Source organism: Roseospirillum parvum (assembly GCF_900100455.1).
In the GTDB taxonomy this organism is placed as follows: Bacteria; Pseudomonadota; Alphaproteobacteria; order Rhodospirillales; family Rhodospirillaceae; genus Roseospirillum; species Roseospirillum parvum.
Map to the genome: position 1 here is coordinate 38,553 of NZ_FNCV01000009.1, position 13,209 is coordinate 51,761.

The window sequence follows — 13,209 nt, forward strand, 5'->3', positions numbered from 1 at the left end:
GCGCGGCCTCGCGTTTATCCGGGGTCGCTTTGTGACCCCGGATAAACGCGACGTGCTCTAAGGACCACCCGTGGCCGGCATTTATGCTTGATGCCAGCGGGGCGGGGCAGTTAACTGCCCCCATGGTGCCCGACCATTCCGCAGGCGGGGCGGTGGGGCGCCATCAATGAAGAAAAACAGGGATACGGCGGTTCCCGGCCACTGACCGGCGCCGCCACGGCAACTGGCCGAAACAACAGGCCAAAAAACTTGGCAAGGTCTGGCATCCAACACGGGAGGACTCCTGCAATGCGGAGACGTTTGATGCGCGCCCTGGGCATGATCGCCCTGGCGCTGGGGATGGTGATCGTCGGGCGCGGCCCGCTGTACGCCGCCGACGGGTCGATCCGCATCGGCTCGTTCCTGGCCGTCACCGGTCCGGCCTCGTTCCTGGGTGACCCGGAACTGAAGACCCTTCAGATGTACATCGAGCTGATCAACACCGATGGCGGGGTCAACGGCCGCCAACTGGAGCTGATCCACTATGACAGCCAGGCCAACCCGAAAAACGCGGTGGGCTTCGTCAAGCGCCTGATCGACCAGGACGAGGTGGACATCATCATCGGCGGCTCGGCCTCCGGCGAGACCCTGGCCGTGATGCCGCTGGTCGACAAGGCGGAGGTTCCGTTCATCTCGCTGGCCGGCTCGATCAAGATCATCGATCCGGTCCAGAAGTGGGTCTTCAAGACCCCGCACACCGACCGCATGGCCTGCCAGAAGATCTTCGAGCACATGCAGGGCGAGGGCATCCAGCGCATCGGCATGATTTCGGGCACCGGCGGCTTCGGCAAGTCGATGCAGGGCCAGTGCCAGGAGGTGGCCGGCGACTATGGCATCGAGATCCTGGCCGACGAGACCTACGGCCCCAAGGATACCGACATGACCGCCCAGCTGACCAAGATCAAGGGCACCGAGGGCATCCAGGCGGTGCTCAATCCGGGCTTCGGTCAGGGGCCGGCGATCGTCACCAAGAACTTCCGCCAGCTCGGCTTCGAGGTGCCCATGTACCAGAGCCACGGCGTCGCCTCGAAGAAGTACATCGAGCTGGCCGGCGAGGCCGCCGAGGGCGTGCGCCTGCCCGCCGCCGCCCTGCTGGTGGCCGACAAGCTGCCCGACACGGACCGCCAGAAGCCGGTGGTGGTGGCCTACAAGCAGGCCTTCGAGGACCGCCATGGCGCGGGCTCGGTCTCGACCTTCGGCGGCCATGCCTACGATGCCCTGTTCATGGCCGTGGAGGCGATGCAGCGCTGCCAGTGCAGCGATGCCGCCGGCGTGCGCGACGAGCTGGAGAAGACCGCCGGCTTCATGGGCACCGCCGGCGAGGTGACCATGTCGCCGGAGGACCATCTGGGCCTGGGCCTGTCCGCCTTCCGCATGCTCGAGGTCAAGGGCGGCGACTGGGCCCTGCTCGACTGACCCCACCTTCAGGTTCCGCCGCCGGGGGCCCAGGGGGCGCCGGCGGCGGGATCTTCTGACTGAGTTGCCGGGGATTTCCGATGCTCGCCGAGCTGGTCCAGTTCCTGTTCGCCGGTCTCACCGCCGGTGCCATCTATGCCCTGGTCGGCCTGGGATTCGGGCTGATCTACAACGCCTCGCACGTGATCAACTTCGCCCAGGGCGAGTTCGTCATGCTGGGCGGCATGACCACCGTCTTCGCCGCCGCCGCCGGACTGCCGCTGGCCGCCGCCGTGGCGGTGGCGATCCTGGTCACGGTGGCCGCCGGGCTGGCGCTTGAGATGGTCGCCGTGCCGACCCGCAACGCCTCGGTGGTGACCCTGATCATCATCACCATCGGCGCCTCGATCAGCTATCGCGGCGCCGCCCAGGCTTTCTTCGACAAGCAGTTCCACACCCTGCCCAGCTTCAGCGGCGAGGACCCCATCGACTTCCTGGGCGCCGCCATCCTGCCGCAGACCCTGTGGGTGCTGGGCATCACGGTGCTGATCGTGATCGCCCTGCAACTGTTCTTCCACCGCACCCTGCTGGGCAAGGCGGTGCTCGCCACCTCGCACAACCGGCTGGCGGCGCGGCTGGTCGGCATCAACGTGCAACTGGTCCTGCTGCTGTCCTTCGGGCTGTCGGCGGCGCTGGGGGCGATCGCCGGGGTGCTGATCACGCCGATCACCTCGACCAACTTCGAGGTCGGCATCATGCTCGGCCTGAAGGGCTTCTGCGCCGCCATCCTGGGTGGCCTGGGCAGCGGCGTCGGGGCGGTGGTCGGGGGGCTTCTGGTCGGCCTGATCGAGGCCTTCGGGGCCGGCTACATCAGCAGCGAGTACAAGGACGCCATGGCCTTCGGGATCATCCTGTTGGTCCTTTTCTTCATGCCGTCCGGGCTGTTCGGCAAGCGCACCACGGAGCGGGTCTGACACCATGCTGAAGGTGCTTGCCTCGCCGCGCGGCGGCGGTCTGCTCGTCCTGATCGTTCTCATCGCCCTGCTGCCGCTCGGCTTTCAGAACAACTTCCACTACGACGTGGCGATCCGCGTCGGCTTCAACGCCATCGTGGTGGTCGGGCTGAACCTTCTGATCGGCTACGCCGGCCAGATCAGCCTGGGCCACGCCGGGTTCCTGGCGCTCGGCGCCTATGCCTCGGCCATCCTGACCGGCAGCCACGACTGGCCGCCCGTGCTCGCCATGCTGACCGGGGCGGTCGGAGTCGGCCTTCTGGCCTTCGTGGTGGCCCGCCCGGTGCTGCGCTTGAAGGGCCACTATCTGGCCATGGCGACCCTGGGCATGGGGATGATCATCGCCATCGTACTGAACACCGAAAGCCAGCTCACCGGCGGCCCGGACGGCATGTCGGTGTGGGTGTCGTTCGGCGTGGCGGGGCTTGAGGCGAACACCCCCCGGCAGTGGTACTGGCTGGTCGGCGCCCTCTTGGTGGTCTGGGTGTGGCTGGCGCTCAACCTGATCGACAGCCCCTTCGGCCGCGCCCTGAAGGCGGTCCACGGCTCGGAGGTGGCGGCCGAGGTGGTCGGCGTCGACACCACCTCGGTGAAGGTCACGGTGTTCGTCGTCTCGGCGGTGGTGGCCTCGCTGGTGGGCAGCCTGTCGGCCCACTACATCTCGTTCATCAGCCCGCAGGAGGCCAGCTTCTTCCACTCCATCGAGCTGGTCATCATGGCCGTGCTGGGGGGCATGGCCTCGATCTACGGCTCGCTGGTCGGGGCGGCCATCCTGACCGTGCTGCCCCAGGTGCTGACCGCCTTCGAGGACTTCGAGCATCTGGTCTTCGGGCTGGTCATGATGGCGGTGATGATCTTCATGCCCAAGGGCATCGTGCCCTCGCTGGGCCTGTGGCTGGCCGGCCGGGCCCGCCGCCCGGGCGGGGAGGCGGCGCCATGACCCTGCTCAAGGTGGACGACCTGTCCAAGGAGTTCGGCGGGGTCCACGCCATCGAGGACCTCTCCTTCGTCATCGAGCCGGGGACCATCCACGCCATCATCGGGCCCAACGGGGCCGGCAAGACGACCCTGTTCAACCTGATCACCGGGGTCTACACGCCAAGCGCCGGCGAGGTCTATCTGGACGACAGGCCGGTCACCGGCAAGGCGCCGTTCGAGCTGGCCCGCGCCGGGATGAGCCGCACCTTCCAGAACCTTCAGGTGTGCCTCAACATGTCGGCCCTGGACAACGTCATGCTGGGCCGGCACATGCACCTGAAGCCGGGCTTCGTGAGCGGCCTTCTGCGCCTGCCCGGGGTGGTGCGGCGCGACCGCGAAGCGCGCCAGATGTGCGCCGGGCTGATGGACTTCGTGGGCCTGGGCAACCACATCCATGCCGCCGCCGACAGCCTGCCCTACGGCGCCCTGAAGCGCCTGGAGATCGCCCGCGCCCTGGCCGCCGAGCCGCGCCTTCTGCTGCTCGACGAGCCGGCCGCCGGCCTCAACAGCGCCGAGACGCGGGAGATCGACGCGGTCATCCAGAAGGTGGCCGAGCGCGGCGTCACGGTGGTTCTGGTCGAGCACGACATGAAGCTGGTGATGGGCATTTCCGACCATGTGCTGGTGCTCGACTACGGCCGCAAGCTGGCCGAGGGCCGGCCCCAGGACATCCGCGCCAACCCCGACGTGATCGCCGCCTATCTCGGGACCGCCCATGCCTTTGCTTGAGATCACCGGCCTTAAGAGCCACTACGGCCGCATCGAGGCCCTGCACGGCCTGGACGTCGCCGTCGAGGCGGGCGAACTGGTCGCCCTGGTCGGCGCCAACGGGGCCGGCAAGACCACCCTGTTGCGCTGCATCTCGGGGGTTCAGCCGGTCAGCGCCGGGCGCCTGCGCTTCGAGGGGCGCGACATCACCCGGGCCCGCGCCGACCGCCGGGTGAAGGCCGGCATCTGTCAGGTGCCGGAGGGCCGCCAGGTGTTCGGCCCGCTGTCGGTGCTCGACAACCTCAGGCTGGGTGCCTTTCGCCGCAAGGGGGCCGATCCGGCGGCCGACCTTCAGCGCATGTACGACCTGTTCCCGGTGCTGGCCGACAAGCGTCACCAGCCGGCCGGCACCCTGTCCGGCGGCCAGCAGCAGATGCTGGCCATCGCCCGCGCCCTGATGGCCGACCCCCGCCTGTTGCTGCTCGACGAGCCCTCGATGGGGTTGGCGCCGCTGCTGGTGGCCGAGATCTTCGCCGTCATCCAGCAACTGAAGGGGCAGGGGGTGACCATCTTCCTGGTCGAGCAGAACGCCCACGCGGCGCTGAGCATCGCCGACCGGGGATACGTGATGGAAACCGGCCGTGTGGTGCTGTCCGACAGCGGCCAGGCCCTGGTCGAGAACCCCCGGGTGCGCGAGGCCTACCTCGGTCTGTGAGATGGTCGGGCCGACGGTCCGGGCGGGCGACTGTTGGGGCCTTTTGCACGGAAACCGGTTGCACGGGAAGGCCGGGCGGCCCATTGTGACAACAGAGGGGTCGCACCACCGCGCTACAGCAGAGGTGAGCCGGGTCATGCCACCTGTCTTCCTGGAGCCAACCGTTCGGCGCGAGCCCGCCGGTTCTCGTGCGAATGCCTGAGCCGCTCGTCACACCAACGCTTGAGCGATCCCGGCGCCTGAACGAGGTGGCCTTGCCCCTGGCGGTGCTGATCGGGGGGCTGCTTCTCAGTGCCTGGCTGGGCATGGAACTGGAGAACCGGCTGGCCGCGGACTCCGAAACCCGCTTCCAGCGCGCCGCGGATGGGGTGAGCCGCGCCGTGGCCGTCGAGGTCCGCTCGGCGCTCGGCGACCTGAGCACGGTGGCCGCCTTCGCCACCGCGCACCCCGACCTGGACCATGCCACCTTCCATACCTTCCTGACCGCCAGCCGACTGCTGGAGATCCGGCCCGAGGTGCGGGCCGTGGCCTTCGCGCCGCACCTGACCGAGGCCACCCTCTCGGACTTCTTCGAGGATCTGAAACGCCGCGAACCGGCCCGCCGTCAGAGCGGCTACCCGCCCTTCTCGCTGGTCCCGCCGGGACCGCGCGAGGACTACTTTCCGGCTTTTCTGGTCGAGCCGCCGTCCGGGCGCCAAGGGGTGGTGGGCTACGACATGGCCTCCAATCCGCACCGCCTGGACGCCTTCCGCCGCGCCTTCAAGACCGGCCAACCCCAGGCCAGCGGCCCGGTGCGGCTGTCCCAGGATGCTGGCAAGGAGCTGATCTCGGTGCTGTTGACCGCGCCGGTGTTCAAGGCGGCGGCGTTGGCGCAGCCCGATTTGGTGGACTGGGCGGACATGAGGGGCGTCGTTGCCATGGGCTACACGCCGGCCCTGGGCATTGGGCGGGTGTTGCCACGGGCCCTGCCGCCCGGGCTGGCGTTCACCCTGTATGGCGATGGTGAGCCGGAACAGGTCCTTTACGATCATCCGGCCTTCAGCCTGGCCACCGTCCCCGACGCGGTGGGCCAGGGGCCGGCGGTGACGCGGGCCGAGGCCGACCTGGAATGGCGGATCGCGGTCGGCGGACGCATGTGGACTCTGGCCTTTTCCGGTTGTGAGGCGGGGCGCGGTGCCCTGTCGCGGGTCTTGCCCTGGCTGCTGGCCGGCAGCGGCGCCCTGGCCGCCCTGCTGCTGGCCCTGCTCACCCGGTCCGTGCTCGGCGAGGGCCGGCGCCTGCGCGAGCGGGTGGCCGAGCGCACTCACGCCCTGACCGTCGCCAATCAGGAGCTGGATACCCGGCGGCGCGAGGCGGAGTCGGCCAACAAGGCGAAAAGCGACTTCCTGGCCCTGATGAGCCACGAGTTGCGTACTCCGCTGACCGCCATCCTGGGCTTTTCCGAGATGATCCGCGACCAGCGCCTGGGCCCCATCGGCACCGAGTATTACGCCACCTATGCCGCCGACATCCACAGCAGCGGCGCGCACCTGCTCGAGGTGGTCTCCGAGATCCTGGATCTGGCCCGTATCGAGGCCGGGCGCGGCGAGTTGAGCGAGGAGCCGGTCGATCTCGGCGGCTTGGTCGAGGAGGCGGCGGGAGGACTGACCGAGTGGGCCGAGGGGCGCGGCCTGACCCTGCGCGTGATGCCGCCGGCCGAGCCCATCCGGGCCCGGGTTGATCGGCGCAAGATCAAGCAGTTGATCCTCAACCTGGTGTCCAACGCCATCAAGTTCACTCCCGGGGGAGGGCGGGTGAGCGTCGGCGTGGAGCGCGACCGCAAGGGGAGGCCGGCGATCATCGTGCGCGACAGCGGCATCGGCATGAGCCAGGGCGACATCGAGCGCGCCCTCGAAACTTTCACCCAGATCGATTCCGTGCTCAGCCGCACCGTTGAGGGCAGCGGCCTCGGCCTGCCTCTGGTCCGCGCCCTGGCCGAGTTGCACGGCGGCACCCTGGAACTGACCAGCCAGCCCGGGCAGGGCACCACCGCCACCGTCTTCCTGCCGCTCTGGCGCTGGGTGAGCGAGGCGCCGCCGACCGATTGAGGGGCCTATCCGGGGCGCTTCAGGGCCTCGGCGATCAGCTCCGAGTAGAGCGCCGCGCCCTGATGATTGAGGTGGTTGTTGTCGTAGAACCAGCGGCCGTCCTGCAGGCGGCGGTGGAAGTCGTGATAGGGCACGCCCCACCGGGCGGCCCGCTCGGCGAAGGCGGCGAACACCGGGCCCTGGTCGATGGAGCAGGCCAGCAGCAGCGGCGCGGTGACGAAGACCAGCCGCACGCCGTGGGCCCGCGCCGCCGCCACCATGTCCTCGATCAGCGCCAGCTTGAAGGGGTCGAGGTCCACGGTCGCCGGTGGGGTCGGGGCGCAGGCCGAGGTGTCCACCGTGCCGGGACGGGTGTAATGGCCATCCGCCGTGGTCAGGCGGTTGTTGAGGTCGGGCTTCAGGTGGCGGGCCAGCCGATCGACCAGGATCGGGGCCAGGGCGCCGTTCACCCCGTAGGTGCGCGACAGGTGGCGCAGCCGGTTCCAGGGATCGACGTGGTGCAACACCCGGCGGGCCGTGGGGCTGTCATGGTAGAGGAAGCCGGCCACCTCGACCGGGAAGCCTCCGGCCGTTTCGGGGCGGCGCTGCAGGTCGATGTGGTCGATCTCGTAGACGATCACCTCAAGGCCCGGGTGGCGGGCCAGCAGCCGCTCCAGCATGATCGCCTGATAGTGCGCCGTCTGCCCCGGCGCCGTGCCGTTGAAGAAGGCCACGCCGGTGGCCGCCTCCAGGGTGGCGGGCAGGATCGCCCCGGCCCGGGAATCGCCCAGGATCAGCCCCGGCTCGTCGCGTTTCAGCAGGCGCACCGCCTGATTGGGCCCCCAGTTGCTGTCGGTGGTCCACAGGGCGGCCTCGACCAGCCGGCCAAGCAGTTGGTCGCCGACCACCAGCAGGGCGGCGAGCAGGGCGATCCGCCGCCAGGGCAGGCGGCGGCTAGAACTGGAAGTAGATGAACTGGCCACCGTTCAGCTTTCCCCACAGCAGGGTGAAAAGAAGGACCGCGCAGGCGGCGGGCAGGGCGCGCCAGGGGTTGGCCAGCCAGCGCCGCCAGCCGTCCTCGAAGCCCTCCCAGAGCAGCAGCAGGGCAAGGCCGCCCAGCCCGTGGGCCAGCGGCATCAGGCCGGCCAGCGGGCGGTCGGCCGGGGCGGCGAGGCGGGCGAAGACGTCCAGCGCGAAGGGCAGGTCGGGGGCACGGAAAAACACCCAGGCGGCGGTCACCACATGGAAGGTGACGAAGACCGCCACGAGGTTTCGGGGGTTGAGCCCGTGCGGCGGCTCGTGGTGGCCCTTGCGCCAGCCGGCCAGCGCCTTTTCCGCCGCCAGCAGGCCGCCGTGGAGGGCCCCCCAGATGAGGAAGGTGAAGGCCGCCCCGTGCCACAGCCCGGAGAGCAGGAAGACGATCATCAGGTTGGCGTAGGGCCAGTACCCGGGCGCATGGCGGCCGCCCAGCGGGGTGTAGACGTAGTCGCGGAACCATGTCGACAGCGAGATGTGCCAGCGGCGCCAGAACTCGGTCAGCGAGCGGGCGAAATAGGGGCGGTTGAAGTTGGTCCTGAGATCGAAGCCCAGAAGCCGCGCCGCGCCGCGCGCGATGTCGGAATAGCCGGAGAAGTCGCAGTAGATCTGGAAGGAGAAAAAATATAGCGCGATCAAGAGCTTCCAGCCGGTCTGCTGACCCAGCGCGGTGTCCACGAACTGCCCCAGGTGGTCGGCCACGGCGACCTTCTTGAACAGCCCCAGGCAGAGCAGCAGCAGCCCTTCGCCCATCTGCTCGCGCCTTGGCGCGCGGGGGCGCTCGATCTGGCCCAGCAGGTGCGGGGCGCGCTCGATCGGCCCGGCGACCAGTTGCGGGAAGAAGGAGACGAACAGCGCGTAGTCGGTGAAGCGCGGGGTGGGTTTGAGCCGGCCGTGCCAGGTGTCGAGCGTGTAGCTCATCGACTGGAAGGTGTAGAAGCTGATCCCCACCGGCAGCACGATGGGCAGCACCGGGGCCAGATAGTCCATCCCCAGGAGCTGAACCAGCCCCACAACATCTTCCACGAAGAAATTGTAATACTTGAAGAAACCCAGAATGCCCAGATTCACCGCCAGGGCCGAGGCCAGGGCCACCCGGCGTCGCATGGGGCGGTGCGGGTTGTTGGCGATGATCAGCGCCGCCGCGTAGTCGGCCACCGTGGTGGTCAGGATCAGGCCGAGGAACTTCCAGTTCCAGGCGCCGTAGAACAGATAGCTGGCGGCGAGCAGGAACAGGTTCTGGCCGCGCCGTGGCAAGTGCCAGTAGACGACAAAGACGGCGGCGAAAAAGACCAGGAACTGGACCGAGTTGAACAGCATGGCGGGCGGGCTGAGGCAGGGCCGGGGAGAGTTGGGTCAGGGCAATGGCCGTAAGGAGAGGCAGCCTAGAGAATGTCGCGTTTATCCGGGGTCACAAAGTGACCCCGGATAAACGCGAGGCCGTGCTCTAAATCGTTGAATCGAGAGCAGATCATGCGAAATGTGAAGCGTTCCACGATCCACATTTCGCATGATCTGTTTAGCGCCGTTTGTCCATCCGTGGCAGCCCTTAAGTTGCTTGCCGGCGGTCCCGGGGGGGGCGATGGTTGGTCCGCTGCGGGGGCGCCCCAATCCGGTGTCGAGAAGGGGGATGGTCTGTCCCCAAAACGCGCTCAGCCGGAGCGGGGGCTCCGGCTGAGGCAAGGAGTGCCGAGGCGGATGGGGCAACCAGGGCCCCGGCGCGTCAGTTCTTCGACTTGTCGACCAGGGCGTTGGCCTTGATCCACGGCATCATGCCGCGCAGGCGCTCGCCCACGGCCTCGATGTCGTGCTCGGCCCAGCGGCGGCGGGTGGCCTTGAAGGAGGGCTGGCCGGCCTTGCACTCGCTCATCCAGTCGCGCACGAAGCGGCCGCTCTGGATGTCGTCCAGCACGCGCTTCATCTCGGCCTTGGTCTCCGGGGTGACCATGCGCGGGCCGGTCACGTAGTCGCCGTACTCGGCGGTGTTGGAGATCGAGTAGCGCATGTTGGCCATGCCGCCCTCGTACATCAGATCGACGATCAGCTTGACCTCGTGCAGGCACTCGAAATAGGCCATCTCGGGCGCGTAGCCGGCCTCGACCAGGGTCTCGAAGCCGGCCGCGATGAGGTGGGTCAGGCCGCCGCAGAGCACCGCCTGCTCGCCGAACAGGTCGGTCTCGCACTCCTCGCGGAAGCTGGTCTCGATGATGCCCGAGCGCCCGCCACCGATGGCCGAGGCGTAGGACAGGGCCAGCTCCATGGCGTTGCCGCTGGCGTTCTGGGCCACCGCCACCAGACAGGGCACGCCGCCGCCGCGCACGTACTCGCTGCGCACGGTGTGGCCGGGGCCCTTGGGGGCGACCATGAAGACGTCGAGATCGGCGCGGGGCTCGATCAGGTTGAAGTGAACGTTGAGCCCGTGGGCGAAGACCAGGGCGGCGCCTTCCTTCATGTTGGCGTGCAGCTCGTCCTTGTAGATGTCGGCCTGCAGCTCGTCCGGGGTCAGCATCATGATGACGTCGGCCCAGGCGGCGGCCTCGGTCGGGGTCAGGCACTTCAGGTTCTCGCCTTCCGCCTTGGCCCGGGTGGCGGAGCCGGCGCGCAGCGCCACGGCCACCTCGGCCACCCCGGAATCGCGCAGGTTCAGGGCGTGGGCGTGGCCCTGGCTGCCGTAGCCGACGATGGCCACCTTCTTGCCCTTGATGAGGCTGACATCGGCATCCCGATCATAATAGACGCGCATGACTGTTCTCTTTCCGTTGAAAATGAGGCTGAAAGACGGGGGCTCAGAGACCCTCGGACCCACGGGCGATGGCGGCCACGCCGGTGCGCGAGATGTCGACCAGACCAAGCGGCTCCATCAGCTTGATGAAGGCCTCCACCTTGCCGGTCTTGCCGACGATCTCGAAGACGAAGCTGTCGTTGGTGGAATCGACCACCCGGGCGCGGAAGATGTCGGCGATGCGCAGGCTTTCAACCCGCCGCTCGCCGGTCCCGGCGACCTTGATCAGGGCCAGCTCGCGGCTCACCATGGGGCCTTCCACGGTCAGGTCGCGCACCGTGTGCACCGGCACCAGACGCCCGAGCTGGGCCTTGATCTGCTCGATGATCATCGGCGTGCCCGAGGTGACCAGGGTGATGCGCGACAGCCGGCTGCGGGTGTCCACCTCGGCCACGGTCAGGCTTTCGATGTTGTAGCCGCGCCCGGAGAACAGGCCGACCACCCGGGCTAGTACCCCGGACTCGTTGTCGACCAGCACCGACAGGGTATGGGTTTCGATGGTCTCGCTTGGCATCGACACGGAACGATGTCTCCGGAAGGTCTGCGGGGCGGAGGAAAGCGGGGGAAGCGGACGATCAGACCAGCATGCGGCCGTCGTCGGAGATGGCGTCGTCGCCGGCATCCTCGGGGCCGAGCAGCATCTCGTTGTGGGCCCGGCCGGAGGGGATCATGGGGAAGCAGTTTTCCGCCGGATCGACCCGGACATCCATCAGCACCGGCTTGTCGATGGCGATCATCTCGGCGATCGCCTCGTCCAGCTTGGCCGGGTCATCGACCATGATGCCGTGGGCCCCGAAGGAGTCGGCCAGCTTGACGAAGTCCGGCAGGGCGGTGGAATGGCTCTCCGAGTAGCGCCCGCCGTGCAGCAGCTCCTGCCACTGGCGGACCATGCCCATGTACTCGTTGTTCAGGATGAACGCCTTCACCGGCAGCTTGTACTGCACGCAGGTGGCGATCTCCTGCATGTTCATCATGAAGCTGGCCTCGCCGGCGATGTCCACCACCAGGGCCTCGGGATGGGCCATCTGCACGCCCATCGCGGCCGGATAGCCGTAGCCCATGGTGCCCAGGCCGCCGGAGGTCATCCAGCGGTTGGGGTGCTCGAAGGTGTAGAACTGGGCGGCCCACATCTGGTGCTGACCGACCTCGGTGGTGATGTAGGTCTCGCGGTCGCGGGTCGCCTCGTACAGGCGCTGGATGGCGAACTGCGGCTTGATGATCTTGTCGGTCGTCTTGTAGGCGAGGCAGTCGCGCTTGCGCCAGGTGGCGATCTGCTTCCACCAGCTTTCCATGGCCGCCTTCTCGGGGCGGGCCTGGGTGGCTTTCCAGACCTTCATCATGTCTTCCAGCACGTGGGCCACGTCGCCGATGATGGGCACGTCGACGGCCACGTTCTTGTTGATCGAGCTGGGGTCGATGTCGACGTGGATCTTGGTCGAGCCGGGCGAGAAGGCGTCCAGACGGCCGGTCACCCGGTCGTCGAAGCGGGCCCCGATGCAGATCATCACGTCGCAGTCGTGCATGGCGAGGTTGGCCTCGTAGGTGCCATGCATGCCGACCATGCCCAGCGACTGCGGATCGCTGCCCGGATAGGCGCCCAGGCCCATCAGGGTGGAGGTCAGCGGAAAGCCGGTGGTGCGCACGAACTGGGTCAAGAGCTGGCAGGCCGCCGGGCCCGAGTTGATCACCCCGCCGCCGACATAGAACAGCGGTCGCCGCGCCGCCGCCATGTGGGCGACGGCGGTCTCGATGGCCTTCAGGTCGCCCTTCATCTGCGGCTGATAGGTGCGGTGCTTGCCGACCCGGTTCATCGGCACGTAGGTGCCCTTGCCGAGCAGGATGTCCTTGGGCAGGTCGACCACCACCGGCCCGGGGCGGCCGCTGCGCGCCACGTAGAAGGCCTCGTGGATGACCCGCGACAGGTCGTCCAGCCGCTTGACCAGATAGTTGTGCTTGGTGCAGGGCCGGGTGATGCCGGTGGTGTCGGCCTCCTGGAAGGCGTCGTTGCCGATCAGGTGGGTGGCCACCTGGCCGGTCAGACAGACCACCGGGATGCTGTCCATCAGGGCGTCGGTCAGCCCGGTCACGGCGTTGGTCGAGCCGGGGCCGGAGGTGACCAGCACGCAGCCCACCTTGCCGGTGGAGCGGGCATAGCCCTCGGCGGCATGGACCGCCGCCTGCTCGTGGCGGACCAGGACGTGACGAATCTGGTTCTGCTGGAACAACTCGTCGTAGATCGGCAATACCGCCCCGCCAGGGTAGCCGAAGATGACATCCACCCCCTGCTCGCTCAAGGCCTTGAGGACCATTTTCGCACCCGGCATGGTCTCGGCGGACATTGCTTCTCTCACCTTGTCATGGACGTTTTGTTTTGGCTGGGCGGTCCGGGGAATGGGCAGCCTGCCCGCTCACCCCGGCTTGGGCGGGGTGGGGCGACACGCGACCGTATGCCCGAACGCCAACCCGCCGCCGAACCGG

Annotated in this window: 11 protein-coding genes; 6 read left to right on the top strand and 5 right to left on the bottom strand. The window is 68.2% G+C overall.

Translation table 11 applies throughout. The annotated features are described in order from the left end of the window. The first annotated feature begins 288 nt into the window (after nucleotides 1-288). The 6 genes from BLR95_RS12645 to BLR95_RS12670 all read left to right on the top strand — a co-directional run bounded on the left by BLR95_RS12645 (nucleotide 289) and on the right by BLR95_RS12670 (nucleotide 6,935). The gene (locus BLR95_RS12645; protein WP_092620748.1) at nucleotides 289-1,455 is read left to right on the top strand and encodes an ABC transporter substrate-binding protein; all 1,167 of its coding nucleotides are present in this window, start codon (nucleotides 289-291) and stop codon (nucleotides 1,453-1,455) included. A gap of 80 nt (nucleotides 1,456-1,535) precedes the next feature. Then, nucleotides 1,536-2,408 carry a branched-chain amino acid ABC transporter permease gene (locus tag BLR95_RS12650; RefSeq protein ID WP_092620750.1) on the top strand — a complete coding sequence of 291 codons (873 nt, stop codon included), beginning with the start codon at nucleotides 1,536-1,538 and terminating at the stop codon, nucleotides 2,406-2,408. Between the two features lie 4 nt (nucleotides 2,409-2,412). Next, nucleotides 2,413-3,387, top strand: coding sequence for a branched-chain amino acid ABC transporter permease (locus tag BLR95_RS12655; protein ID WP_092620752.1), 975 nt, complete (start codon nucleotides 2,413-2,415; stop codon nucleotides 3,385-3,387). Then, nucleotides 3,384-4,154, top strand: coding sequence for an ABC transporter ATP-binding protein (locus BLR95_RS12660; protein WP_092620754.1), 771 nt, complete (start codon nucleotides 3,384-3,386; stop codon nucleotides 4,152-4,154). The genes BLR95_RS12655 and BLR95_RS12660 overlap by 4 nt, the downstream gene beginning before the upstream one ends. Then, nucleotides 4,141-4,848, top strand: coding sequence for an ABC transporter ATP-binding protein (locus tag BLR95_RS12665; protein WP_092620756.1), 708 nt, complete (start codon nucleotides 4,141-4,143; stop codon nucleotides 4,846-4,848). The genes BLR95_RS12660 and BLR95_RS12665 overlap by 14 nt, the downstream gene beginning before the upstream one ends. Nucleotides 4,849-5,042: 194 nt before the next feature. After that, nucleotides 5,043-6,935 (top strand): CHASE domain-containing protein, encoded by a 1,893-nt coding sequence (locus BLR95_RS12670; RefSeq protein WP_092620758.1) that lies wholly within the window; start codon nucleotides 5,043-5,045, stop codon nucleotides 6,933-6,935. Nucleotides 6,936-6,940: 5 nt separating this feature from the next. Here the strand turns inward: BLR95_RS12670 and BLR95_RS12675 are convergent, their stop codons facing one another. The 5 genes from BLR95_RS12675 to BLR95_RS12695 all read right to left on the bottom strand — a co-directional run bounded on the left by BLR95_RS12675 (nucleotide 6,941) and on the right by BLR95_RS12695 (nucleotide 13,070). Then, nucleotides 6,941-7,897 carry an SGNH/GDSL hydrolase family protein gene (locus tag BLR95_RS12675; RefSeq protein WP_143130997.1) on the bottom strand — a complete coding sequence of 319 codons (957 nt, stop codon included), beginning with the start codon at nucleotides 7,895-7,897 and terminating at the stop codon, nucleotides 6,941-6,943. After that, nucleotides 7,869-9,269, bottom strand: a complete 1,401-nt coding sequence (locus tag BLR95_RS12680; protein ID WP_092620762.1) for an MBOAT family O-acyltransferase — start codon at nucleotides 9,267-9,269, stop codon at nucleotides 7,869-7,871. The genes BLR95_RS12675 and BLR95_RS12680 overlap by 29 nt, the downstream gene beginning before the upstream one ends. Before the next feature lie 403 nt (nucleotides 9,270-9,672). Next, complete coding sequence (ilvC, locus tag BLR95_RS12685) at nucleotides 9,673-10,692, bottom strand: ketol-acid reductoisomerase (protein WP_092620764.1); 1,020 nt, start codon at nucleotides 10,690-10,692, stop codon at nucleotides 9,673-9,675. Between the two features lie 43 nt (nucleotides 10,693-10,735). Then, nucleotides 10,736-11,245, bottom strand: a complete 510-nt coding sequence (ilvN, locus tag BLR95_RS12690; RefSeq protein ID WP_092620766.1) for an acetolactate synthase small subunit — start codon at nucleotides 11,243-11,245, stop codon at nucleotides 10,736-10,738. A 61-nt stretch (nucleotides 11,246-11,306) separates the two neighbouring features. Next, nucleotides 11,307-13,070 (bottom strand): acetolactate synthase 3 large subunit, encoded by a 1,764-nt coding sequence (locus tag BLR95_RS12695; RefSeq protein WP_092620768.1) that lies wholly within the window; start codon nucleotides 13,068-13,070, stop codon nucleotides 11,307-11,309. Between the last annotated feature and the right edge of the window lie 139 nt (nucleotides 13,071-13,209).